Here is a 24397-nt window from a genome sequence, read left to right on the forward strand (position 1 = left end):
TTAGCCCTTTGTATCTTACTACAACGGACGCTTATTTGGCATGCCCGCTTTTCTTGGGTATTTATTAGGGGTTTCTTTTTTCTTTTCGACAAGAGTGATATAGCGTGGATCCCCATTAGGCAATTCATACTGTAGATTGTCTTCAACCTTGCTAAAGAGCAGATTGAGGGCGTTTTTGGCTTCCTCCAACTCTTCTGGAGCATTGCTAGCCTTGAGAGCAAGAAGCTGTCCCCCTACTTTCAGATAGGGAATGGTCAGTTCAGACAAGACCTGCATGCGGGCAACGGCGCGGGCAGTTACGATATCAAATTGGGCACGAAAGGCCTTGTCTTGTGCAAAGTCCTCAGCTCGTCCATGGTAGAAATGAACTCCGCTCAAGCCTAACTCTTCAGCCAGCAAGTGAAGGAAATTGATCCGCTTATTGAGGGAATCAATAATGGTCACATCTAGCTCAGGGAATAGGATCTTCATTGGTAGGCTTGGAAAGCCGGCACCAGCTCCGATATCCAAGAGACGGATGGGTTGATTTTCGATTAAACCCTGCAAAATGGGTGCGATAGAATCATAAAAATGTTTGAGATAGACTTCATCTTTATCGGTGATAGCGGTGAGATTAATTTTCTCATTCCATTCCACGAGGAGCTCGAAATAGCGTTCGTATTGCTCTTTTTGTCGATCAGTTAGTAGGAAGCCGAGGTCGGCTAAACGGTCATAAAATTCTTCTGGTTTCATAAGATAATTTTACCACAAAATAAGGGAAATTTGATATACTGGTACTAAAGAAATGAAAGGAATTCAATAAAATGATTTGGATTATTCTTGGGGTCCTAGTGGTCCTTGTGTTGATGGTAGTAGGAGTTTACAACGGTTTAGTGAAAAGTCGGATGCAAACTCGTGAAGCTTGGAGTCAAATTGACGTGCAATTGAAACGTCGGAATGACTTGATTCCAAATTTGATCGAAACCGTTAAAGGGTATGCTAAGTACGAAGGAGATACACTAGCAAAAGTAACTCAACTTCGCCAACAAGTAGCGCAAGCATCTTCACCTGCAGAAGCAATGGCAGCCAGTGATGCTCTTTCACGTCAAGTGGCAGGTATCTTTGCGGTTGCCGAAAATTACCCAGACTTGAAAGCTAACACCAACTTCATGCAATTGCAAGAAGAATTGACCAACACAGAAAACAAAATTTCTTATGCTCGTCAATTGTACAACAGTGTCACAAGCAACTACAATGTCAAGTTGGAAACTTTCCCAACAAACGTGATTGCTGGAATGTTTGGCTTCAAACAAGCCGAATTCCTTCAAGTGCCTGAAGAAGAAAAAGCAGTACCAAAGGTGGACTTTAGCGGATTAGGAGACTAATATGCTCTTTGACCAAATTGCAAGCAATAAAAGGAGAACCTGGATTCTCCTTATTGCTTTTTTCATACTCTTGGCTCTTATCGGAGCAGCCGTTGGCTACCTCTGGTTAGGCTCTTCACTTGGCGGCGTCATCCTAGCTTTGATCATTGGTGGGATTTATGCCTTTAGCATGATTTTCCAATCAACCGAAGTTGTGATGCGGATGAACGGGGCGCGTGAGGTGACGGAAGAGCAAGCCCCTCAACTCTACCATATTGTCCAAGATATGGCCATGGTAGCTCAAATCCCTATGCCTCGAGTTTATATTGTAGATGATCCGTCCATGAATGCATTTGCGACAGGGTCCAATCCTCAAAATGCTGCTGTTGCAGCAACGACAGGTCTTCTGGCTGTGATGAACCGTGAGGAATTGGAGGGAGTCATCGGACACGAAGTCAGCCATATTCGCAATTACGATATTCGCATCTCGACGATTGCAGTTGCCCTTGCTAGTGCCATCACTATGCTTTCTAGCATTGGTGGCCGGATGATGTGGTGGGGCGGTGGCCGTAGACGGGATGATGATCGCGAAGGGGGCAGTGGTTTAGAAATTATTATTCTGATCCTTTCCTTGCTTGCCATCGTCTTAGCTCCATTAGCGGCGACTTTGGTTCAGTTAGCCATTTCTCGCCAACGGGAGTTCCTAGCGGATGCTTCCAGTGTCGAATTGACACGGAATCCTCAAGGAATGATCAATGCTCTTTTGAAGCTGGATAACAGTGTGCCTATGCAACGAGAAGTCGATAGTGCAAGTAGTGCTCTCTTTATTAACGATCCTAAAAAAGAATCCGGCTTTCAAAAACTCTTTTATACCCACCCACCCATTGCTGAGCGGGTTGAAAGATTAAGAAATATGTAAAAAAATCCACCAAACAGTGGATTCAGATTGAAGATACAATCATCTTAGAACCTTTCCTTAGGTGTGTACGGACGTCAGCGAACTTCTATGAAGTTCCATGACTAAATTACGATACAAAGGGCGTCTGCGGATAAAGTCAAAATAGGAAGTTTGACGCAGAATCTTTCGATTCTAGGAGAACTTATCTTTTTGACACAATCCGCAGCCCGTGTTCAATTCGTTTTGAACCCCCTCGCTCTTTAATTTCCAGGCTCAGGCTAAAACAGTTTCCCAAACTGTTTTACTCCCAAAACTCCCGAGTGCTAGAAACAACCTTGTTTCTAGCACTTTTCTCACGGCGGAAAGTTTCAGTAGATGATTGAATAACTCTAAAGAATAAAAAGTATTTATCTTTATAGAAGTTAATAGAATTGTATAAAAGATAACTTTGTCTTTAAGCTCAATCCACCCAATGGTGGGTTTTTATTTAGTTGTTAAGAGGAGGGTAGTGAAACCAAGGATAGCAAAGATCCCCCAAGCTAGGGGAAGGCTCCAGATAGCTAGACTAGAAAAGAGAGCTGTCCCAAGTGGCATGGCAAAGCTGACCATCAGTCCCAAAAAGCTAGAGGTAGACGCTAATTTTTCAGCGGGTAATTTACTCATTAAAAGACTGGAAACTTTTGGGTTGATTTTTGCAACAAGATAACCAAGGAAAGTGATGAGTAGAAGGGAAAGGAAATCCCAGTGCACCAGAATATTTGTGAGCCCAAGCATAGTCAGCCCACCTGCTATCCAAAGGAGGATATGGTGGAGGCTTTGCTTGGAAAAATAATCGTGAGGTGTCAGACTAGCCCAGACCATGCTTAAAATAGTTACAACCTCTAAGATCAAGAGGGATTGGCTAAAGCTCAACTGAAAGAAGGGGGAGTGAAGCAGTTGCAAATTGTAGATACCAGAGATGGATCCCCCTAAAGCATTGATGAGAACCAAAGAGAAGAGCAACTTGCCAAAGTGGTGAACGTCCTCATCTGCAAAAATATTTTTGGCATTGAAATACATCTCTTGGCATTCGTGGAGCAAAGAATTCTTATTTTGGGGCTCAATGACGGGGTCATGTGTCAGCTGCTTTTTTCTCATCAGGAGACAGGTGGAAGACAGGAGAAAAGTCACGGCATTGATCGAAGCGACCAGAGCAAAATGTTGATGGCTGATAGCTAGCAGCCAAACTCCTAGAGCTTGTCCAGAAATCGAACAGACCATACTAAGTAGTTGATTGAAGGAATAGGCCTCCATCAAATCCTCGCTAGAGATGTTCTTTTTCATGATGGGGAGTTGTAGCCCCCCGCGATAATCGCTCAAACAATCTGAAACAATGTTTAACAAACAGATGAAGGAAAAAGCAAAGTAACCCGGAATCTTGGTTATGAGAGCAATAAGTATGAAGAGGATGGCTTGGAGAAAGCCGATGCGGATCAACCAGTTAGCTTTTTTCTTCGTATGGTCAGCCTTCATCCCAACAAAAATGCTAAAGAGGCTAGGAATAAACACAATGAGATTGGCAATGCCAACTGCCAGACTCGGTTGCGGCATGCTGGCAGCAAAGACCACGAAGACCAGATTGTAGATGGCGGCACCAAGGGTATTCAAAAAGCGAGAAAGACTGAGTAAGGCAAAAATTTTATTTCGAGCTAAGAGTTTCATAAGCCTTCCTCCTTCACGTGATCAGTGGGTAGAGCTTGTTTGATGGATCGAAAGATTTGTTTTAAGACTTGTAATTTCTCATCATCAGAGAGAAGAAGTTTCTGATCTTTTAGGTAGACGCTGGTATGCTTGAGAAACAAATGAAGTAAGTATCTTTTTAGTTTGATCATCATGGAAGGGGCCTTCTTTCTTTGATTGATGATCCTATTGTAGACCTCAAAAACAAGAAAAACAAAATGTTGCATATTTTCAACAAAAAGAGGCTGAGACAAAAGTCCTAGCCTCTCAATTATCTTTGGATTGTCGAGCAAGACGCAGTGGTTGAGTGGGCTCTACTACGCTGATTTCATCAGCTTTTACAGCCCTACTCAACTGTGCGGAGATGGGACGACGAAATCGAATTCTAACGAATTACCGATTTCTGTCCCACTCTCTTTTCAGGATTCCTTGATCAGTTCTTGCAGGCCCTGTTTGTAGTAGTTGGCACTGTCCTTACAATCCAGAATAGAGAGAACCTGGATGGCCTGCTCCATCTTTTCAAGACCAGCTTCTTTTTCACCCTTCCGATAAAGAAATTCTCCTTTGGCGTAGAGATAAACCGTCCGAAGGTAGGCTTCGTTCTCAGAGTAAAAGTGGTTGTTAATCAGGTGATCAAAATAGGTTGCATCTTCAAATTCATTTGAATTAATGGCCAGAAAAAAGCCATTAAGGAAAATAGAATTGATGGCAGGACGAGAGGAATCTAGGAGAAGCTTGAAATCCTCACGTTGGACCAACTCCACTGTGTATTGTCGATAGAGCTGACTAGAGAAAAGAGGAGAGGTCAGTGAAAATAGGCTTAACTCAAAATTTCCCCAGACCATGACAGAGAAGAGGTAGTCATAGAGGAAATCTAGTTCCTCTTGGCTAGCAGCCAACTCTACCTCAGGATAGTTGCCAAGCATTTGGGCCTTGAGAATAATGCTGGCTAATAAGTCTTCTTTTTTGTGATCTTTCTGATAGGCTAGCTGGTAGCTTTGGTACAAGGCTTGATCATGTTCCAAGCTCATGTTCTCATAGTGCTCTTTCAACAATTTGGGAATAAAAGAGTGCTGATCGATTCCAGCTAGATGGGAAAACTCACTGAGGCTGGTTTTGATTTGTTGAAGGGCCTGAAAAAACCGTTGCGTCGTCAGGTCATTTTCCCCTCTTTCAAATCGAGATAACATGGAGCGCGAAAATTCACCACCTGTAGCCTCCTCTAAAGAGATGTGGCGACTTTCACGTATTTGCCGAAAAACTGCTCCGATTTCTTTCATGAATTCTCCTCTATCTAACATTGCTCAATGCCCTAGCAAGTGAACCTCTTTTGTCCAAGAGATGGTGGGACCCTTGTGTACAACACCAATTTGCCTAGTCTCTGTATCTTTTTTCATGATTATAACAAATTTTTGAGGAGACATCTTGGTTGAAGGGACAGCTTCATGATATACTAGTAGTATCTAGAAGATTTGAGGACAAAAGAATGAACTTATTTACACAAGAAATCCGTAAAAATCCTGAAGGACTAGCATTTAATCAAGAGTTGGATTTGTTAAAGGATCTGCAAAAGCGCAATCCAGAAATTCTTGATTTGAAGAATGTGACAGCGACAGGGGGAGTAGCCTATGATACAGGTCTCTATGTCTTGGATTACCAATTGACCTATACCATCGTCCTTGCCTCTAGCCGAAGCATGGAACCCGTTGAGCTTCAAGAGAGCTATCCTGTGACAGAGGTGTTCGCTGAGGACGCACAGTCAGAGGCAGATATCGAAGCTCTTGAGGAAGATCTGATCCTTCCCATCGAAGGGGGCAGAATTGATCTGAGTGAAAGCGTGGCAGATAATATCCTGCTCAATATTCCTCTCAAGGTTCTCACTCCGGAAGAAGAGGCCGGACACGGCTTTATCGAGGGCAATGATTGGAAAATCATGACAGAAGAAGAGTACCAAGAAGCTCAAGCGGTTAAGAAAGAAGAAAATAGTCCTTTTGCTGGTCTCCAAGGTTTATTTGAGGAAGAATAGGCTAGGGATGACATATTAAAAATCTAAACATAAATACAGGTCTTTTCTTTGAGGAAAAGATTTCTTTTGATATACTAAGATTTATAAACAACAGAGGGGAGACCTCTGAAAAAAGGAGAAAAGTATGGATACATTATTTATTCCAGGCTGGTTGATAACAGGTCTCATTGTTGCTGTCATTATTGTAGTTTTGCTTGTAAAAGGCTACGTGAACGCTAAACCAAACGAAGTTGTTGTTATTACAGGTCTTCGGAAGCAACGCCACTTACGCGGGAAAGCTGGTTTTATGATTCCCTTTGTCGAACAACGCTCTTATCTTGATATTGAGCAATTCTCGACAGATGTTCGGACATCTGAAGCAGTCCCAACACTGGACTTCATTAACGTCCGTGCCGATGCAGCTGTTAAATTAAAAATCGGTACAACCGATGAGATGATTGCCCGTGCTGCAGAGAACTTCTTGAACTGGAATACGACAGATATTTCCAATTCTGTCCAAGATGTCTTGGAAGGAAACTTGCGGGAAGTGATCGGTCAGATGGAGCTCCGTAAGATGGTCAATGACCGTCAAGAGTTTGCCTCAAAGGTGCAAGACAACGTAGCGCCAGACTTGGCTAAAATGGGTCTGGAAGTCATCGCCTTTACGGTTCAATCTTTCTCTGATGAAGGGGGAGTCATTGATAACCTTGGTATCGAAAATGTTGAAACCATCAAGAAGGATGCCTTGATTGCTAAAGCCAAAGCAGAACGCGAGCGCAAAGAAGTAGAGGCGGAACAAGATAAGCTAGCCAACGACAAACGCGTCGCAGCCGACCTTGAAATCGCGCAAAAACAAAATGAGTTGAAACTCAAACAAGCAGCCCTCAAGCAAGAAGCAGATATTGCTCAAGCCAAGGCAGATGCTGCGAAAGGGATTGAGGCAGAAGTGCAACGTCGTGAACAAGAGCGCGTGGCAGCTGAAGCTAACATCATGAAACAAGAGAAAGAAGCGGAAGTTAAGGAACGCGAAGTTAAGGTTCGTGAGCAAGAATTGGATGCCAACATCCGTAAGCAAGCCGAAGCTGAAAAGTATGCTCGTCAACAAGCAGCCGAAGCAGAATTGATCGAACGCCAACGCAAGGCGGAAGCTGAACTTTTCGAAACACAAAAAGAAGCGGAAGCTCGGAAAGCTCAAGCCGAAGCAGAGAAATTTGCCCAATTGCAAGAGGCAGAAGCCATCGAAGCCAAAGGTCGTGCAGAAGCTGAAGCCATTCGCTTGAAACTAGAAGCCGAAGCCAAAGGTTTGGACCAAAAGGCAGAAGCGATGAAGAAAATGCAAGAAGCAGCCATTACTGAAATGGTCGTTGATAAGTTGCCTGAAATTGCGCGTGCTGTCGCTGAGCCATTGACCAAGGTGGATAAGATCACCATGTATGGTGAAGGAAACGCCTCTAAGATGGTGGGTGATATCATGCAAAGTATCGATCAAGTCTCTCAAGGAGCTGGATTTGATATCCGTCAATTACTAGCAGGAGCTCTTGGGGTCAATATGACGGTCAACAAACTCAAAGAAGGAGAACAACCGGTCATTGAAGCGGATGAATTAGCTTCAAAAGAAGATTAATGCCATTCATAAGTAAGTGTCTGAGAACTGTTTCTCGGGCACTTTTGTTTTTAAGATCAAATGACTTGTATGATCTTCTCTCTCTTGGAGAAGTGGGAAGCTATTTTCTACTTTCATTTGATGTCAAAAAATGGTAGAATATAGGCAAACTATAAAGAGGAGTGTCACATGACTAAAGCAAACTTTGGTGTTGTTGGTATGGCCGTAATGGGTCGTAACCTTGCCCTTAATATTGAATCTCGTGGATACACAGTTGCTATCTATAACCGTAGTAAAGAAAAAACAGAAGATGTTGTTGCTTGCCATCCTGAAAAGAACTTTGTGCCAAGCTATGATATCGAAAGCTTTGTAAACTCAATTGAAAAACCACGTCGTATCATGCTTATGGTTCAAGCAGGACCTGGTACAGATGCAACCATCCAAGCCCTTCTTCCACACTTGGATAAAGGCGATATCTTGATTGACGGAGGAAACACTTTCTACAAAGATACTATCCGTCGTAATGAAGAGTTGGCCAACTCTGGTATCAACTTTATCGGTACTGGTGTCTCTGGTGGTGAAAAAGGTGCCCTTGAAGGTCCTTCTATCATGCCTGGTGGACAAAAAGAAGCGTATGAATTGGTAGCAGACGTTCTTGAAGAAATCTCTGCCAAAGCACCAGAAGATGGCAAACCATGTGTGACTTACATCGGTCCTGATGGAGCTGGTCACTACGTGAAAATGGTCCACAACGGTATCGAGTATGGGGACATGCAATTGATCGCAGAAAGCTATGATTTGATGCAACACTTGCTTGGACTTTCAGCTCAAGATATGGCTGAAATCTTCACTGAGTGGAACAAGGGCGAATTGGACAGCTACTTGATCGAAATCACGGCTGACATCCTTGGACGTAAAGATGATGAAGGTCAAGATGGCCCAATCGTAGACTACATCTTGGATGCCGCAGGAAACAAGGGAACTGGTAAATGGACTAGCCAATCAGCGCTTGACCTTGGTGTGCCATTGTCACTCATTACGGAGTCAGTATTTGCCCGTTACATCTCTACATACAAAGAAGAACGTGTACACGCTAGCAAGGTGCTTCCAAAACCAGCTGCTTTCAAATTTGAAGGTGATAAGGCTGAGTTGATCGAAAAGATCCGTCAAGCCCTTTACTTCTCAAAAATCATTTCATACGCACAAGGTTTTGCACAATTGCGTGTTGCATCTAAAGAAAACAACTGGAACTTGCCATTTGCAGACATCGCTTCTATCTGGCGTGATGGCTGTATCATCCGTTCTCGTTTCTTGCAAAAGATCACGGATGCATACAACCGTGATGCAGACCTTGCTAACCTTCTTTTGGATGAGTACTTCTTGGATGTCACTGCTAAGTATCAACAATCTGTTCGTGATATCGTAGCTCTTGCTGTTCAAGCTGGTGTGCCAGTCCCAACCTTCTCAGCAGCTATCACTTACTTTGATAGCTACCGTTCAGCGGATCTTCCAGCGAACTTGATCCAGGCACAACGTGACTACTTCGGTGCTCACACATACCAACGTAAGGATAAAGAAGGTACCTTCCACTATTCTTGGTACGACGAAAAATAATTGTAGGTTATGACAAAGCGGATATTACTAGTAGAAAATGAAAAGAATTTAGCGCGCTTTATTGATTTAGAACTTCAGAAAGCAGGCTATGTAGTTGATTTGGTAGAACAAGGGGAACTCGCCTTGAAACTCCTGCAGGCTACAGAATATGATTTAATTCTTCTCAATTACGAACTAGAAGATATGAGTGGGGAAGAGTTTGCCCAGCGTCTGAGCAAGATTCGTCCTGCAGCAGTCTTGATTGTCTTGGATAGTCGTGAGAAAATTTCAGAGCATATGGAGAGTATCCAACGATTTGCAGTATCTTATGTCATCAAACCATTCGTGATCAGTGATTTGGTTGAGAAAATCATCGCTATTTTTAGAGGTCGTGATTTTATTGACCAACATTGTAATCAGATGAAAGCTCCTACTTCCTATCGAAATTTGCGTATTGATGTCGAGAATCATATGGTGTATCGGGGAGAAGAAGTGATTGACCTGACACGTCGAGAATATGACCTGTTAGCGACTTTGATGGGAAGCAAACATGTCCTTAGTCGGGAGCAACTCTTAGAGCGGGTGTGGAAATATGAGAGTACAGCAGAAACCAATATCGTTGATGTCTATATTCGCTATCTTCGTGGGAAAATAGATCTTCCAGGACAAAAGAGCTATATCAAAACTGTCCGAGGTGTCGGCTACCAAATGCAAGAATAACAACAATCCCTTTGATGAGAAATCTCAAAGGGATTTTTTTGTTTGTCAAAAAGGAAGAAAGAAAAATTTTTTAAAAAAATTTTTTTAAAATCTTGTGAAAGAAGCAAACGTTTGCCTGGATTACAGTATTTCCAAGGCCTTTGTATATAATGTTTGTGAATTAAAAATTTACATGTAAGGGCTTTACAAAAAGAAAAAAAGTGGTATAATAGTAAGTGAAATATGCAAACGTTTTCTCGTATTGCGGGCATTTCAATTTTATAAGGAGGTCGAATGATGAATAAACAATCATTCAAAAGTCTATTAAGCTTTGAATTTTGGCAAAAATTCGGTAAAGCGTTGATGGTGGTCATTGCAGTTATGCCGGCGGCAGGTCTGATGATCAGTCTTGGTAAAACCATTGCAATGATTAATCCAGAACTTGGTTTCTTGGTAACTACCGGTGGTGTTCTTGAACAGATCGGTTGGGGGGTTATCGGAAACCTCCACATCCTCTTTGCTCTCGCTATCGGTGGTAGCTGGGCGAAAGAACGTGCGGGTGGGGCCTTTGCAGCAGGTCTATCCTTTATCCTGATTAACCGGATCACTGGTGTGATGTTCGGTGTAACAGGAGATATGCTGAAAGATCCAGAAGCGAAGGTGAAAACACTTCTTGGTGGATCTATCAAGGTTGCTGATTACTTCACGAGTGTGTTAGAATCACCTGCCTTGAATATGGGAGTTTTCGTTGGGATTATTGCCGGTTTTGTAGGGGCAACAGCCTTTAACAAATACTACAACTACCGCAAGTTACCAGATGCCCTATCATTCTTTAACGGGAAACGCTTTGTTCCATTTGTCGTTATCCTTCGTTCTGCAATTGTGGCTCTTATCTTGTCATTCTTATGGCCAGTAGTCCAAACAGGAATTAACAACTTTGGTATTTGGATTGCTAACTCAAAAGAGACTGCTCCAATCTTAGCACCATTTGCTTTCGGTACCTTGGAACGTCTCTTGCTTCCATTTGGTCTTCACCACATGTTGACTATCCCAATCAACTATACTCAATTGGGTGGTACTTATGAAGTGTTAACTGGTGCAGCAAAAGGCACTCAAGTATTTGGTCAAGATCCACTTTGGTTGGCTTGGATTACAGACTTAGGAAATACAAAAGTTTCTGACCCTGCTACTTACCAACACTTGTTGGATACTGTCACACCTGCTCGTTTCAAAGTGGGACAAATGATCGGTTCATTCGGTATCTTGATGGGGGTTGCCCTTGCCATTTACCGTAATGTAGACCCTGATAAGAAACACAAATACAAAGGGATGATGATTGCGACTGCTCTTGCAACCTTCCTCACAGGGGTTACAGAACCAATCGAGTACATGTTTATGTTCGTAGCAATGCCTCTTTACCTCGTTTATGCAGTGGTACAAGGTGCAGCCTTCGCGATGGCAGATATCGTCAATCTCCGTGTCCATTCATTTGGATCAATTGAGTTCTTGACTCGTACACCAATGACCATTAAAGCTGGTATTGGTATGGATATCATTAATTTCATCTGGGTAACTGTACTTTTTGCAGTGATCATGTACTTCATTGCAAACTTCATGATCCAGAAATTTAACTACGCAACTCCTGGACGTAATGGAAACTACGAACAAGCTGAGGGTGGTGCAGAAGAGTCTGAAACTTCAGGTTCAAGTAAAGTGGCTGCTGCTTCTCAAGCGGTTAACATCATTAACCTTCTTGGTGGTCGTGCCAATATCGTCGATGTAGATGCATGTATGACTCGTCTTCGTGTTACTGTTAAAGACGAAACTAAAGTCGGAACAGAAGAACAATGGAAGGCTGAAGGAGCAATGGGACTTGTCATGAAAGGACAAGGTGTCCAAGCGATTTACGGTCCAAAAGCGGACGTCTTGAAATCAGATATCCAAGATTTGTTAGACTCAGGTGAAGTGATTCCTGAAACTCTTCCAAGTCAAAAGACAGCGGTTCAACAAGCAGAAGTTGCCTTTAAAGGGGTGACGGAAGAAGTTCACTCAGTTGCTGAAGGACAAGTCATTGAATTAGAAAAAGTTCAAGATCCAGTCTTCTCACAAAAAATGATGGGTGACGGATTTGCAGTTGAACCAGCAAATGGTCAGATTGTTTCACCAGTAGCTGGTAAGGTGACAAGCGTCTTCCCTACCAAACATGCGCTTGGTTTGGTAACAGAATCTGGTCTTGAAGTCCTCGTTCATATCGGTCTTGATACTGTAAGTTTGGAAGGTAAACCTTTCACAGTGAAGGTAGAAGAAGGCCAAACAGTGGCAGCGGGAGACCTATTGGTAGAAGCAGATTTGGATGCTATTCGTGAAGCTGGACGTGCAACTTCAACAGTTGTAGTCTTCACAAATGGTGCAGCAATTAAATCTGTTACTCTTACACAAACTGGTCAACTTCCAGCAGATGCTGTGGTTGCTAAGGTTGAATTATAATCTATGAGAGTTATTCCTTGTATCTATTGGATACAGGGAATTCTCTATTAGGAGAGTAGGATCATGAAATTTTTAACTTTAAACACTCATAGTTGGATGGAAGAAAATCCCCAACAAAAATTTGAGGACTTATTAAAAGACATTCTTGAAAAGCAATACGACTTGATTTGTTTCCAAGAAATTAATCAGACCATCGAAAGTCCAGTTGTTCCTGTTAATGACTTGTACCATCCAACTCCTTCTTCGGAGCCGATCCATCAGGATCACTATGTTCGTTGTTTAGTTGAAAAATTAGAAGAAGAAGGATTGAGCTACCACTGGACCTGGGCTTATAACCATATCGGCTATGACCGTTATCATGAAGGTGTGGCGATTCTATCGCGTACCCCAATCCAGGCAAGCGAACTCTTGGTTTCAGATGTGAATGATCCAACAGATTATCATACACGACGGATTGCCATTGCAGAAACCCAAGTTGATGGGAAAGACATTGCTGTTGCCAGTGTTCACCTCTCTTGGTGGGACAAAGGCTTCCAGCAAGAGTGGGCGCGTTTAGAAGAACGCTTTAGCCAATTGCAAAAGCCTTTGATTTTAGCTGGGGACTTTAATAATCCAGCTGGGCAAGAAGGTTATGAAGCCATTTTAGCGAGCCCGCTAGCTCTTCAAGATAGCTTTATTGAAGCTCGCCAGACCAAGGGGACTTACACTGTAGGTCCTGGAATTGATGGATGGGATGATAATCAAGTACCCTTGCGGATTGATTATATTTTCACCTCAAAAGAATGGGTTATCGAACGGCTAGAAGTTGTGTTTGATGGTTCTAGTCAGCCTCTCGTCAGCGACCATTATGGTTTGTCAGCTGACTTGTATTTACCATAATATTCAAATCCCTATCCCTCCAGGAGGCTAGGGATTTTCTTTATTTCCCTTGCTTTCACTTTAGCCCTAAATATGATAGAATAAAGTATTAAGAAACGATAAGGAGGGTGTCCATGCGGTGTCCAAAATGTGGCGGAAATAAGTCTAGTGTTGTAGATAGTCGCCAGGCAGAAGATGGAAAAACGATTCGTAGAAGAAGAGAATGTGATGAATGTCATCATCGCTTCACCACTTATGAACGAGTAGAAGAGCGGACTCTTGTTGTGGTGAAAAAAGATGGCACCCGGGAACAGTTTTCTAGAGATAAAATATTTAATGGGATTATTCGATCTGCTCAGAAACGTCCAGTTTCCAGTGACGAAATTGAGGAAATTGTGGGGCGCATCGAACAAAAGATTCGAAGCCAGAGTGAAAATGAGATCCAGAGTGACTACATCGGATCACTGGTCATGGACGAGTTAGCAGAGTTGGACGAAATTACCTATGTCCGCTTTGCGAGTGTTTATCGTAGTTTCAAGGATGTTGGTGAATTGGAAAGTCTCTTAAAACAGATTACCAAAGGAACGAAGAAGAAAAAGGAAAAATAGATGAAGCCCAATACTTCATTTTCTTTCTTGAAGAATAATTATTTGGCGCCTACAGGAGCCTCCTTTACGCATCTGTATGGACCAATATTAGGTGTTCAAGCAAGTCAATTATATACTTTTCTGCTGAGTCTCTATGATCAGGGGAAAGAAAAACGGCTGATTGCTGTTGTTTTAAATCATCTGGATCTAGGCTTCGCTCATTTTCTCGAAAGTTTAGACCGCTTGATTGCCATGAATTTATTAGAGGTTTATGAAACAGAAGAAGGACTTCAGTTCCGATTTGTGCCTCCGCTAGAAGCAGATCAATTTTTTGCCAATGTTGCTTATCAGAAATTGCTGGAGAAAAAAATAGGAGAAGCGGCAGTTCGTGACTTGCTTCCTGAAAAACCAGAGGGCGAAAAACGGAAGGTGAACTTTGCCTCTGTCTTTGGGATTGATGGAGTTTCGACCCATCAGAAGAAAACATCTTCCTTCAGTTTGGAGCACTTTAAACAATTAATGGCGCGAGATGGTCTCCGTTTTGAGAACGAACAAGAAGACCTCTTGGTTCTCTATGCCATCACAGAAGAGAAGAATTGGACTTGGTATGAGACCTATCTCTTGGCCAAGGAGACAGCGGCTAATAGGATCATTTCGACCAAGCGGATGAGACAGAAACTAACCCAACAACCACAGAAAAAAGGCAAGGATGAGTTTACTCCGCAGGAAAGAGCCATTATCCGGGAAGCAAAAAATAAGACCAGTCGTCAATTTTTAGCAGGAATTAAAAAAGCACGTAAGGCTGTCGTGACCCAATCTGAGCGTCAAGCGATTTCTGATTTGGCCCAGTTAGGCCTATTAGATGAAGTCATAAACGTGATCTTGTTGTTGACCTTTAATAAGGTTGCTTCTGCCAATCTTAATGAAAAATATGCCTTAAAAGTTGGGAATGATTTTGCGTATGAGGGGATTAAAACGGCTGAAGAGGCTGTCCTGAAGATCCGTCAGCGCCAAGATTCCCATACACAAAAGGCAAAAGAGAAAGCAACTAAGAGTGGACAAGCGACTGGAAAAACCAATGTTCCTAAGTGGAGTCAGCCTAACTATACCAATCAGACCAGTCAGGAAGAACAGGCTGATCTGGAACAACAAAAACGGGCCTTGCTCGAGAAATTAAATCAAGGAGGGGAGTAAATGGAGAGCGTAGGGAAAACCATGTCCCAGATGAATCGATCACAGCAGTTCAATTATGAAGAATTGGTAGCTCAAATTCTCGCCGAACCTGAGATTGCAAGCTTTATTCAAAAGGAAGCCTTGTCGGAAGCAGAAATCCGTCGCAGCATTTCAAAATTTAATCAATACATCAGTGAACGAAATCGCTTTGTCCTCGGGGATGAAGATTATATTGCAAGAGGGTATAAGCCTGTATTGGTCATGAATGAGGGCTATGCGGATGTTTCCTATGAAGAGACACCTGAGTTGATTGAGGCACAAAAACAAGCTGCTATCAATAAACGCTTGCAGCTGATTAACTTGCCAAGTACCTTGAAGGAAGCTTCCTTAGCGAAAGTCGACTTGGATGATCGGGGACGTTTTGGAGCCTTTGAAGAGTTGGCCAATTTTGTTGCTTCCTATCCTCAAGCTCGTAAAGGAATTTTTCTATACGGAGATTTCGGAGTTGGGAAAAGCTATATGATGGCAGCTCTTGCTCATGACTTGTCTGAAAAACGGCAGGCTTCTTCAACCCTCTTGCATTTCCCAAGCTTTGTCATCGATGTCAAAAATGCCATCAATACAGGGCAAGTAAAAGAGATGTTGGATCAGGTCAAGAAGGCTGAAATCTTGATTCTTGATGATATTGGGGCAGAGCAAATGTCGCCTTGGGTCCGGGATGAAGTCTTGCAAGTGATTTTGCAACATCGGATGCAGGAGATTCTTCCAACCTTCTTTACTTCGAATTTCAACTTTGAAGATTTAGAACGTCATTTTGCTACGTCTCGGAATGGAGATGAGACTTGGCAAGCCAAACGTGTTATGGAGCGAATTAAGTTCCTGGCTAAAGAAGTGCGCCTAGAGGGAGAAAATCGCCGATGAATACCGTAATTGATTTGATGAAATCTCATTCCTCTGTCCGTCGCTTTAAGGAGGAGGACATCAAAGAGGAAGACCTTCAAGCAATCCTAACAGCAGGACAGATGGCTTCCTCTTGGAAGAACTTCCAGTCTTATTCCATTATCTTAGTGAGAAGCCAGGAAAAGAAAGAAGCGCTCTATCAATTCGTCCCACAGGAGGCGATTCGTCAATGCTCTGTTTTCTTACTGTTTGTAGGAGATCTTAACCGAGCTGAAAAAGGGGTTCGGATGCATACGGATCAATTCCATCCAGAAGGACCAGATAATTTATTGATTACTTCTGTAGATGCGGCCTTAGCAGGTCAGAACACCTTGCTGGCTGCTGAAAGTCTAGGCTATGGAGGAGTCATTATTGGCTTGGTTCGGTATGAAGCGGCTGAAGTGGCGAAACTATTTAACTTACCAGACTACACCTATCCTGTCTTTGGGATGGCTTTAGGAGTGCCAAATCAGAACCATCCTGTGAAGCCCCGCCTTCCTTTGGAAGCTGTTGTCTTCGAAGAAAGTTACCAGGAGCAGACTCCTGAAGTGATTGAAGCCTTTGATCGAGTACAGACTGCCTATGCTGGAGCACGGGCAACGGATACTTGGAGCCAACGCTTGGCTGCCCAATTTGGACAGGAAGAACCAGCTGCTACGGCAGAATTATTAAAGAAACACCAACTAGAAAAATAAGAGAAAAGAGGACACCATGGCTTTACCTACTGTTGCCATTGTAGGACGTCCAAATGTCGGGAAATCAACGCTCTTTAACCGGATTGCCGGTGAGCGGATTTCCATTGTCGAGGATGTCGAAGGGGTTACTCGGGACCGTATTTATGCAACGGCTGAGTGGCTCAACCACCAATTTAGTATTATTGATACTGGCGGGATTGATGACGTGGACGCACCTTTCATGGAGCAAATCAAGCACCAAGCGGAGATTGCCATGGATGAAGCAGACGTCATTGTCTTTGTCGTATCTGGAAAAGAAGGGATTACCGATGCAGATGAGTATGTGGCTCGGATGCTCTACAAGACCCACAAACCAGTCATTTTAGCGGTCAATAAAGTGGATAACCCAGAGATGCGAACTGACATCTATGATTTCTACGCTCTTGGCCTGGGCGAACCTTTGCCAGTGTCATCTGTGCACGGGATTGGTACAGGGGATGTTTTGGATGCTATTGTTGAAAACCTTCCGACGGATCGGGAGCCAGAAAATCCAGATGTCATCAAGTTCAGCTTGATTGGTCGCCCAAATGTCGGAAAATCTAGTCTGATCAATGCCATCCTTGGGGAAGACCGCGTCATTGCCAGTCCTGTAGCAGGGACTACGCGGGATGCGATTGACACCCATTTCACGGATGCAGAAGGCCAAGAGTACACCATGATTGATACAGCCGGAATGCGAAAATCTGGTAAGGTCTATGAAAATACAGAGAAATATTCTGTCATGCGGGCTATGCGAGCTATCGATCGCTCGGATGTGGTCTTGATGGTCTTGAACGCAGAAGAAGGAATCCGCGAGTACGATAAGCGGATTGCCGGATTTGCCCATGAAGCTGGAAAAGGGATGATCATCGTGGTCAATAAGTGGGACACCCTTGAAAAGGATAACCATACCATGAAGCAATGGGAAGATGATATTCGAGATCAGTTCCAATACTTATCTTATGCACCCATTATCTTTGTCTCTGCTCTGACCAAACAACGCCTGCACAAGTTACCAGATATGATCAAGCAGATCAGTGAGAGCCAAAATACACGCATTCCTTCAGCTGTCTTGAACGATGTCATCATGGATGCCATTGCCATTAATCCGACACCGACAGATAAAGGAAAACGTCTAAAAATCTTCTATGCGACTCAGGTTGCTACCAAGCCACCAACCTTTGTGGTCTTTGTCAATGAAGAAGAGCTCATGCACTTCTCTTATCTTCGTTTCTTGGAAAATCAAATTCGGAAAGCCTTTGTCTTTGAAGGAACCCCAATCCATTTGATTGCTCGGAAACGGAAGTAGGTATTTATGAAAATTTTGAAACAAGGACTCATGTTGGCTGTCCCATTCGTTGTGTTTCTAGGACTAACAGCTTGTAGCATTGAAAGAGAAGAAACCTATGAGAAAAAAGATAAAGACATTCTTCTTCGAGTGACGATTCGACATAGAGCCAATCAAATGATCTCTGAAGAGTTTTGGGCTGATAATTTTAATGTAAATATTGAAGATGACTCTGAGTTCGAATATATTAAAAAAGAAATTGTTGAACCTAAAAAAGGAATTTCGGGCTATACAACAGATGTGAGTCGGACGAAAGAGGGTGGACTGATGATTCATACCAAGATCGTCTACCAAGACTTAGATATTGAAGCCTTAAATAAAGCCAACGATGAGAAAAAAACGTTTGGAGAACTGGCCAACTATTCAGAACATATCAAAAATTTCAAAAAAGAAGGTTATAAGAGAATAAAATAAAAGGAACACACTTGGTGTTCCTTTTAGAATGTAAACAAACCATTTTTAACATAAAATAGCTAGCTATATTTCAAATAATGACTTTTATTTTTGGAGTCATTCAAGTAGATCTGAAACTTTCCGCCGTGAGAAAAGTGCTAGAAACAAGATTGTTTCTAGCACTCGGGAGTTTTGGAACCTTGGGTCCAAAACTAAGTCATGGAACTTCATAGAAGTTCGTTGACGTCCGTACTCACCTAAGGGAAGTTTCTAAGAACACCTCTTTTTTAATTTGAATGGAAAAAGAAAAGTGGAGTAGGTGATAGTAAAATCAGGCATTGAATTCTTCACAATTCTTTGTCTTTTTTTCTATTTTAGAGGGGATATGATATAATAAAGGGATAAACATAAGGTGGTAAATATGGCAAAATTAATTCCTGGGAAAATCCGTTCAGAAGGAATCCTTCTCTATGAAAACGGGAAAGTATCCCTACAGGAAATGAAGAATCAGTACCTCTATTTCAGAATTGACAATGAGTCCCTCCGGTATAGTCTAGATGATCAAGCAATTTTTTGTAGTTGTGAGTTTTTCCAGAAGAAAAAATTCTGTGTGCATTTAGCCGCAGGAGAAGCCTTTTTAAAAAATGATGAAGAAGGGAAGGAACTCTTGCTTGGTTTGGAGCAAGATGCAACAGAAAGTCAAGAAACAAAGGAAAAAGTATCTTTTGGAAGTTTGTTTTTAGATCAAGTCCTACCAAAAATTGAAAGCAAAGAAGTCCGTTTTGGTCTCTCAGCAACCGGTCATGTAGACGACTATTCCGGTCAGTTTTTGTGGACCCTTCGTATCTATCGCAGACCGGATGAGAGATCTTATGTGGTGCGGGATGTTGTAGCTTTTTTGCAAGCTATCAGAAAACAGTCCCATTTTGCGATTGGAAAAAGTTATTACGAGCCGATTTCCTATGCAGCCTTTGATCCTGAAAGTCGTGCCTTAATTCGATTCTTAGAAGGCTTGTTATCGGGAGATATGGTGCATGATGCCCTCTTCTTTCCAAATGGGGGTCGTCATCTTTACTTTCCAATGAGTTTCTTTGAAGAAGCTGTGCAATTATTGATGGACCTACCGTCCTTTACCCTTGAAGTCGGACTGGATACCTATCAGGAAGTATTCTTTCAAGAACTCCAGGAAGATTCAGGCTTGTTTTCTTTCCAAGTAGTGGAAATGAAGGAGTTTATCGAACTACAGGTCCAAGTGGCTTCCTATAAAATGGTGGAAGGTCGCTTTCTTTTGGCAAATGGCCATTTTTATCAAATATCACCGCTTCAAAAGATTTTGATTGAGGCTGTGCAGAGTTTACCCCTCTCCAGTGATCAGAAAAGACATGTTCAATTTGATTTGTCTGATCAGACCAAATTAACCTATAGCTTAGAGCAATTCAGGAAAATTGGTGAGGTGAAAGCACCAAGTAATTTCTATATTCACGATTTTCAACCTCACTTTGCTTTTGATTTATCGGAGCAAGGAGAAGTGCTGCTGGATCTAGTTTTTGTCTACGAGGACCGTATCGTTCGCTCTGAGAAAGAACTTAAGGATCTGCCTTATTCCAGTAATTTTGATAAGGAACGTTTGGTTTTTGAAACCATCTTGACAGCTGGCTTTACCAATCAATTTCAAACAAAACGAGCTCCTCTCCTTCCCAAGCAGATCTATCCCTTCTTTCAGCAGCCCCTTCCCTTGTTTGAAGAACTGGGAGAGGTCGAAGTTTCGGATAAGTTGTTAGATCTGTATCAGGTTGAAAAGCCAAAGATTGCCATTCAAACCAGTGGTCGTCTCCTTGAGATTGGTTTTGAATTTGACTCCATTGATCCCTCTGAGGTTGAGCAAGTGATGAGTGCCTTGGTTGAGAAGAATGACTATTATATCAGTCAATCAGGAAAGGTTCTAATCTTTGATGAAGAAACCAAGCGGATCAGTCAGACTTTATTGAATCTTCGTGCAAAGAAGACAAAAACAGGTCAGTTACAAACCAATCGCATAGCAGCCTTCCAGCTCTCCCAGTTATTTGAGTCAGCTGACAATGTCCAATTTTCTGAAGAGTTTCGTCACTTGGCTCATGATTTGATTCATCCAGAGCAATTTCCATTAGGTAAGCTACAAGTAACTGCTAAACTTCGAGATTATCAGGAAGTCGGAGTCCGCTGGCTATCCATGCTCAATCACTATGGTTTTGGGGGGATTTTGGCAGATGATATGGGGCTTGGAAAGACCCTCCAGACCATTGCCTTTCTCTCAAGTGTTGCGATGGCGGATTCTAAGATTTTGATTTTAGCCCCATCTAGTCTAATCTATAATTGGAAAGAGGAGTTCGAAAAATTTGCTCCACAAATGGAAGTGGAGGTTATCTATGGCCTCAAAGCAAGTCGCGACGAGGTGATTGCAAGCAACCCTCAGGTAGCGATCACCAGTTACGCTTCCTTCCGCCAGGACGTAGAGCAATACGAAAAAAATCAGTACCAATACCTCATCTTGGATGAAGCCCAGGTCATGAAAAATTCCCAAACCAAGATTGCCCAATACTTACGGAAATTCGATGTTCCTCATACCTTTGCTTTGTCGGGAACTCCAATAGAAAACCATGTAGAGGAACTCTGGTCGATTTTCCAAATTGTTCTTCCTGGTTTGTTTCCGGGTAAAAAAGAATTTAAACAATTGAGTCCAGCGACTATTTCTCAATACGTCAAGCCCTTTATCATGAGACGGAAAAAAAGTGAAGTCTTGCAGGAACTTCCAGATTTGATTGAGATGACCTATAAGAATGAATTGGCTGACAATCAAAAAACGATCTATTTAGCCCAGTTGAAACAAATGCAAGACCGCATTCTAAGCTCTTCTGAAGAGGAACTTAATCGCAGTAAGATGGAAATCTTATCTGGTTTGATGCGTCTTCGTCAGATTTGTGATACACCATCCCTCTTTTTAGAGGACTATACTGGAGAGAGTGGGAAGTTGGATAGCCTTCGAGAACTGCTAGAGCAGATCAAAGATGGAAACCAACGAGTGTTGATCTTCTCACAATTTAGGGGCATGTTGGATATCATTGAAAAAGAGTTGGATGCTCTGAAGATGACTTCGTTTAAAATCACAGGATCTACGCCAGCTAATGAGCGCCAAGATATGACTAACGCCTTTAACTCCGGTCAAGGGGATGCCTTTCTCATTTCCTTGAAAGCAGGTGGAGTTGGCTTGAATTTGACAGGTGCTGACACGGTTATTTTAGTTGACCTATGGTGGAACCCTGCGGTAGAAGATCAAGCCATTGGTCGTGCCCATCGAATGGGACAAGATAAGAATGTTGAGGTCTACCGGATGATTACTCGAGGGACCATCGAAGAAAAAATTCAAGAGCTCCAGACTAGCAAACGTCATTTAGTTTCTACAATATTAGATGGTACCGAAACGCGCTCAAGCCTTTCTATTGAAGAAATTCGGGAAATTTTGGGTATTTCGGTAGAATAACTTGAAAAATTAAATGAATAGTTTATAATTAATGAAGTGTCGAAAGGAAGAAATAGGATGACGGATAAGCAGTTTCCTCAAGTAGCAGATGATGAATTGATGCTAACTCAAATGCCCCATATGAATTTATATGATGATGGGGACTTCATTAGTAATATTCTTGGGGAGTATACAGATAAAAACTATTTAGAATGGGAGCCAATTGCTACTGGAAAGGCAGCAGAGCAACCTTATCAAAAAAATCTACAAAAATCCCTTCAAAAACCATTTGAAGTGCCTAAGTCAAGAAGGCAGCCGATGACTCCTGATTTCAAGGAGCCTGTTGATAAAAAGAGCCCGGCGAATCGCTACGCAGAAGAAGCTCGTGAAGCAGCGCGTGCTGATTTGAAAAAGAAGCGGACGGCTCCGTATTTAACAGCAGATATTGCATCTAAGCCTAATCGTAAAAAATTCACCCCTTCTTTCATGCCAAAAGGGAAGCCGACAGCTCCTTTTCAAAAAGAAAATCCCGGTGAATTGATTAAATATGGTGAGCGACTGAAACAAGAGCAATTGATCCTTTTAGAAGGGGCTGAGGAACTTCCAGTTCAAGAATCCCATCAAGAAGAGAAACCAAAAAAGAACAATTATGATTTCTTGAAAAAGAGTCAAATCTATAACAAGGATCAACAGAACATTCCAACGAGACCTATTAAACAAGAACTCAATGTGACCAATCTGGACTAGCAGGAGGAGAAACTATGTCAAAAACATTTCATTTTATCGGAATAAAAGGAGCTGGTATGAGTGCCTTGGCTCTCATGCTCCATCAGATGGGACACACTGTACAAGGATCTGATGTAGAGAAATATTACTTTACTCAAAGAGGTCTGGAGCAAGCAGGGATTACCATCCTACCATTCAGCGAAGAAAATCTTACTGGGGATCAAATCTTGATTGCTGGAAATGCCTTTAAACCTGAAAACAACGTAGAGATTGCTTATGCAGATGCTCAAGGCTATACCTATCAACGCTATCATGAATTCTTGGGTGAATTTATGCGTGATTTTGTCAGCATGGGAGTAGCAGGAGCTCACGGGAAAACCTCTACTACAGGGATTTTGTCTCACGTTCTGTCTAATATCACAGATACTAGCTATTTGATTGGGGATGGAACTGGTCGTGGTTCGAAAGGTGCTAAGTACTTTGTCTTTGAATCAGATGAGTACGAACGTCACTTCATGCCTTACCACCCAGAGTATTCAATCATCACCAATATTGACTTTGACCATCCTGATTACTTTACTGGCCTAGAAGATGTTTTCAATGCCTTCAATGATTATGCCAAACAAATCTCCAAAGCCTTGTTCATCTATGGTGAAGATCCTGAGCTTCGTCGGATTACAGCTAAGGCTCCGATTTACTACTACGGATTTGAAGAAGAAGGCAATGATTTTGTAGCCAGTGATCTCTTGCGTTCTACTACGGGATCAACCTTTAGTATTCACTTCCGTGGAGAAGATTTGGGTCAATTCCAAATCCCATCCTTTGGACGTCACAATATCATGAATGCAACAGCGGTCGTTGGGTTGCTTTATATCGCTGGATTCGATCTTGATTTGGTTCGGGAACACTTAAAAACATTTAGCGGGGTCAAACGTCGCTTTACAGAAAAGATTGTCAACGATACCGTCATCATTGATGACTTTGCCCACCATCCAACTGAAATTATTGCCACTTTGGATGCAGCCCGTCAAAAATACCCAAGTAAGGAAATCGTAGCGGTCTTCCAACCTCATACCTTTACTCGGACGATTGCTCTCTTGGATGAGTTTGCGGATGCTTTGAATCAGGCAGATGCGGTGTACTTGGCACAGATTTATGGATCAGCTCGCGAAGTGGATCATGGGGATGTCAAAGTCGAAGATCTAGAAGCAAAAATTATCAAGAAATCCGGTGTGATTACAGCTGAAAACGTTTCTCCACTCTTGGATCATGACAATGCCGTTTATGTCTTCATGGGAGCAGGAGATATCCAGACCTATGAATATTCATTTGAACGTTTACTTGGGAACTTGACCAATAACGTTCAATAAGGAGATACCATGCAACCAAGCGTTAGGATTCGGTTTGCTAAAGAAAATGATTGGGATGAGATCGAACAGATCACGTCCCAAAATTTTTCTTTTCAAAGAGAGAAGCTACAAGAACTGAATGGGTTTAGGACCATGGTCTTGGAATTTGAAGGGCGAGTGATTGGAACTTGCCTGATTCAGATGGAGGAACAGTTCGAGAATCTCTCTTTAAAATTATTGTGGTTGGAAATTCTTCCAGACTATAGAAAACAAGGGTTTGGCACCTTGCTACTCGCCACACTCAAGTCTCTTGTAGCTCAAGAATCCTTGTTAGAGATTCATGTGACCTGCCAGGAAGAGTTGATTCCGTATTTTGAAATGAATGATTTTCAATTAGAGATAGGGGATAAGGAAGAAGGAGTGGAGGGCTATCACCTAATGTGGCACCTATCCCTATAGAAAGGAAGA

General features: G+C 42.4%; 21 protein-coding genes. 18 read left to right on the forward strand and 3 right to left on the reverse strand.

Going from position 1 to position 24397, the window contains the following annotated elements; genetic code table 11:
- Positions 1 to 18: 18 nt before the first annotated feature.
- Positions 19 to 732: a 16S rRNA (guanine(527)-N(7))-methyltransferase RsmG gene (rsmG, locus tag I2C87_RS00635; protein ID WP_129270164.1), complete on the reverse strand. Its 714-nt coding sequence runs from the start codon at positions 730 to 732 to the stop codon at positions 19 to 21.
- A gap of 71 nt (positions 733 to 803) precedes the next feature.
- Between rsmG and I2C87_RS00640 the strand changes: the two genes are divergently transcribed.
- Together I2C87_RS00640 and htpX are read left to right on the forward strand one after the other, a co-directional pair.
- Complete coding sequence (locus I2C87_RS00640) at positions 804 to 1364, forward strand: LemA family protein (RefSeq protein ID WP_003013312.1); 561 nt, start codon at positions 804 to 806, stop codon at positions 1362 to 1364.
- A 1-nt stretch (position 1365) separates the two neighbouring features.
- Positions 1366 to 2262: a zinc metalloprotease HtpX gene (gene htpX / locus I2C87_RS00645; protein WP_126404716.1), complete on the forward strand. Its 897-nt coding sequence runs from the start codon at positions 1366 to 1368 to the stop codon at positions 2260 to 2262.
- 462 nt (positions 2263 to 2724) lie between these two features.
- Here htpX and I2C87_RS00650 read toward each other — a convergent pair whose 3' ends face one another.
- Both I2C87_RS00650 and I2C87_RS00655 read right to left on the reverse strand, forming a co-directional pair.
- Positions 2725 to 3942: a transporter gene (locus I2C87_RS00650; protein WP_129270166.1), complete on the reverse strand. Its 1218-nt coding sequence runs from the start codon at positions 3940 to 3942 to the stop codon at positions 2725 to 2727.
- Positions 3943 to 4379: 437 nt separating this feature from the next.
- Positions 4380 to 5240, reverse strand: a complete 861-nt coding sequence (locus I2C87_RS00655) for a helix-turn-helix domain-containing protein (protein WP_195323662.1) — start codon at positions 5238 to 5240, stop codon at positions 4380 to 4382.
- Positions 5241 to 5446: 206 nt separating this feature from the next.
- On the opposite strand from I2C87_RS00655, the gene I2C87_RS00660 reads away from it, so the two are divergent.
- From I2C87_RS00660 to I2C87_RS00735, 16 genes are all read left to right on the forward strand, one after another.
- Positions 5447 to 5986, forward strand: a complete 540-nt coding sequence (locus tag I2C87_RS00660) for a DUF177 domain-containing protein (RefSeq protein WP_195323663.1) — start codon at positions 5447 to 5449, stop codon at positions 5984 to 5986.
- 124 nt (positions 5987 to 6110) lie between these two features.
- A complete protein-coding gene (locus I2C87_RS00665; protein ID WP_023027165.1) occupies positions 6111 to 7589 on the forward strand; it encodes a flotillin family protein in 1479 nt (492 codons plus the stop codon).
- 168 nt (positions 7590 to 7757) lie between these two features.
- A complete protein-coding gene (gndA, locus tag I2C87_RS00670) occupies positions 7758 to 9182 on the forward strand; it encodes an NADP-dependent phosphogluconate dehydrogenase (protein ID WP_006151777.1) in 1425 nt (474 codons plus the stop codon).
- Positions 9183 to 9191: 9 nt separating this feature from the next.
- Entirely contained in the window at positions 9192 to 9881 is a 690-nt protein-coding gene (locus I2C87_RS00675) for a response regulator transcription factor (RefSeq protein ID WP_129822395.1), read from the forward strand.
- Between the two features lie 276 nt (positions 9882 to 10157).
- Positions 10158 to 12347, forward strand: a complete 2190-nt coding sequence (locus I2C87_RS00680; protein WP_154854190.1) for a PTS transporter subunit IIBC — start codon at positions 10158 to 10160, stop codon at positions 12345 to 12347.
- 63 nt (positions 12348 to 12410) lie between these two features.
- Positions 12411 to 13226, forward strand: coding sequence for an endonuclease/exonuclease/phosphatase family protein (locus tag I2C87_RS00685; RefSeq protein ID WP_129822394.1), 816 nt, complete (start codon positions 12411 to 12413; stop codon positions 13224 to 13226).
- A 113-nt stretch (positions 13227 to 13339) separates the two neighbouring features.
- Positions 13340 to 13813 carry a transcriptional regulator NrdR gene (gene nrdR, locus I2C87_RS00690; protein ID WP_006595763.1) on the forward strand — a complete coding sequence of 158 codons (474 nt, stop codon included), beginning with the start codon at positions 13340 to 13342 and terminating at the stop codon, positions 13811 to 13813.
- Positions 13814 to 14986 (forward strand): DnaD domain protein, encoded by a 1173-nt coding sequence (locus I2C87_RS00695; RefSeq protein ID WP_195323664.1) that lies wholly within the window; start codon positions 13814 to 13816, stop codon positions 14984 to 14986.
- Complete coding sequence (gene dnaI, locus I2C87_RS00700; protein ID WP_195323665.1) at positions 14987 to 15886, forward strand: primosomal protein DnaI; 900 nt, start codon at positions 14987 to 14989, stop codon at positions 15884 to 15886.
- Entirely contained in the window at positions 15883 to 16599 is a 717-nt protein-coding gene (locus I2C87_RS00705) for an NADPH-dependent oxidoreductase (protein WP_154857530.1), read from the forward strand. The genes dnaI and I2C87_RS00705 overlap by 4 nt, the downstream gene beginning before the upstream one ends.
- A 16-nt stretch (positions 16600 to 16615) precedes the next feature.
- Positions 16616 to 17926, forward strand: a complete 1311-nt coding sequence (gene der, locus I2C87_RS00710; RefSeq protein ID WP_006595767.1) for a ribosome biogenesis GTPase Der — start codon at positions 16616 to 16618, stop codon at positions 17924 to 17926.
- A gap of 6 nt (positions 17927 to 17932) precedes the next feature.
- Positions 17933 to 18379, forward strand: a complete 447-nt coding sequence (locus I2C87_RS00715) for a hypothetical protein (protein WP_129270178.1) — start codon at positions 17933 to 17935, stop codon at positions 18377 to 18379.
- 400 nt (positions 18380 to 18779) lie between these two features.
- Positions 18780 to 21875, forward strand: a complete 3096-nt coding sequence (locus I2C87_RS00720; protein WP_195323666.1) for a DEAD/DEAH box helicase — start codon at positions 18780 to 18782, stop codon at positions 21873 to 21875.
- Between the two features lie 57 nt (positions 21876 to 21932).
- Positions 21933 to 22601, forward strand: coding sequence for a cystathionine gamma-synthase (locus tag I2C87_RS00725; protein ID WP_195323667.1), 669 nt, complete (start codon positions 21933 to 21935; stop codon positions 22599 to 22601).
- Between the two features lie 14 nt (positions 22602 to 22615).
- Complete coding sequence (gene murC / locus I2C87_RS00730; RefSeq protein WP_195323668.1) at positions 22616 to 23950, forward strand: UDP-N-acetylmuramate--L-alanine ligase; 1335 nt, start codon at positions 22616 to 22618, stop codon at positions 23948 to 23950.
- Positions 23951 to 23959: 9 nt separating this feature from the next.
- Entirely contained in the window at positions 23960 to 24388 is a 429-nt protein-coding gene (locus I2C87_RS00735; RefSeq protein ID WP_195323669.1) for a GNAT family N-acetyltransferase, read from the forward strand.
- Positions 24389 to 24397 lie beyond the last annotated feature (9 nt).

It is taken from the genome of Streptococcus sp. 1001283B150225_161107_H12, assembly GCF_015552665.1.
Taxonomy (GTDB): Bacteria; Bacillota; Bacilli; order Lactobacillales; family Streptococcaceae; genus Streptococcus.

Coding starts and splice junctions, on each gene's coding strand:
- htpX (WP_126404716.1), top strand. CDS start 1,366: ATGCTCTTTGACCAAATTGCAAGCAATAAAAGGAGAACCTGGATTCTC.
- I2C87_RS00680 (WP_154854190.1), top strand. CDS start 10,158: ATGAATAAACAATCATTCAAAAGTCTATTAAGCTTTGAATTTTGGCAA.
- I2C87_RS00720 (WP_195323666.1), top strand. CDS start 18,780: ATGGCAAAATTAATTCCTGGGAAAATCCGTTCAGAAGGAATCCTTCTC.
- rsmG (WP_129270164.1), bottom strand. CDS start 732: ATGAAACCAGAAGAATTTTATGACCGTTTAGCCGACCTCGGCTTCCTA.
- I2C87_RS00685 (WP_129822394.1), top strand. CDS start 12,411: ATGAAATTTTTAACTTTAAACACTCATAGTTGGATGGAAGAAAATCCC.
- I2C87_RS00695 (WP_195323664.1), top strand. CDS start 13,814: ATGAAGCCCAATACTTCATTTTCTTTCTTGAAGAATAATTATTTGGCG.
- I2C87_RS00655 (WP_195323662.1), bottom strand. CDS start 5,240: ATGAAAGAAATCGGAGCAGTTTTTCGGCAAATACGTGAAAGTCGCCAC.
- I2C87_RS00705 (WP_154857530.1), top strand. CDS start 15,883: ATGAATACCGTAATTGATTTGATGAAATCTCATTCCTCTGTCCGTCGC.
- nrdR (WP_006595763.1), top strand. CDS start 13,340: ATGCGGTGTCCAAAATGTGGCGGAAATAAGTCTAGTGTTGTAGATAGT.
- I2C87_RS00725 (WP_195323667.1), top strand. CDS start 21,933: ATGACGGATAAGCAGTTTCCTCAAGTAGCAGATGATGAATTGATGCTA.
- I2C87_RS00650 (WP_129270166.1), bottom strand. CDS start 3,942: ATGAAACTCTTAGCTCGAAATAAAATTTTTGCCTTACTCAGTCTTTCT.
- dnaI (WP_195323665.1), top strand. CDS start 14,987: ATGGAGAGCGTAGGGAAAACCATGTCCCAGATGAATCGATCACAGCAG.
- I2C87_RS00660 (WP_195323663.1), top strand. CDS start 5,447: ATGAACTTATTTACACAAGAAATCCGTAAAAATCCTGAAGGACTAGCA.
- I2C87_RS00665 (WP_023027165.1), top strand. CDS start 6,111: ATGGATACATTATTTATTCCAGGCTGGTTGATAACAGGTCTCATTGTT.
- I2C87_RS00715 (WP_129270178.1), top strand. CDS start 17,933: ATGAAAATTTTGAAACAAGGACTCATGTTGGCTGTCCCATTCGTTGTG.
- I2C87_RS00735 (WP_195323669.1), top strand. CDS start 23,960: ATGCAACCAAGCGTTAGGATTCGGTTTGCTAAAGAAAATGATTGGGAT.
- I2C87_RS00640 (WP_003013312.1), top strand. CDS start 804: ATGATTTGGATTATTCTTGGGGTCCTAGTGGTCCTTGTGTTGATGGTA.
- I2C87_RS00675 (WP_129822395.1), top strand. CDS start 9,192: ATGACAAAGCGGATATTACTAGTAGAAAATGAAAAGAATTTAGCGCGC.
- der (WP_006595767.1), top strand. CDS start 16,616: ATGGCTTTACCTACTGTTGCCATTGTAGGACGTCCAAATGTCGGGAAA.
- gndA (WP_006151777.1), top strand. CDS start 7,758: ATGACTAAAGCAAACTTTGGTGTTGTTGGTATGGCCGTAATGGGTCGT.
- murC (WP_195323668.1), top strand. CDS start 22,616: ATGTCAAAAACATTTCATTTTATCGGAATAAAAGGAGCTGGTATGAGT.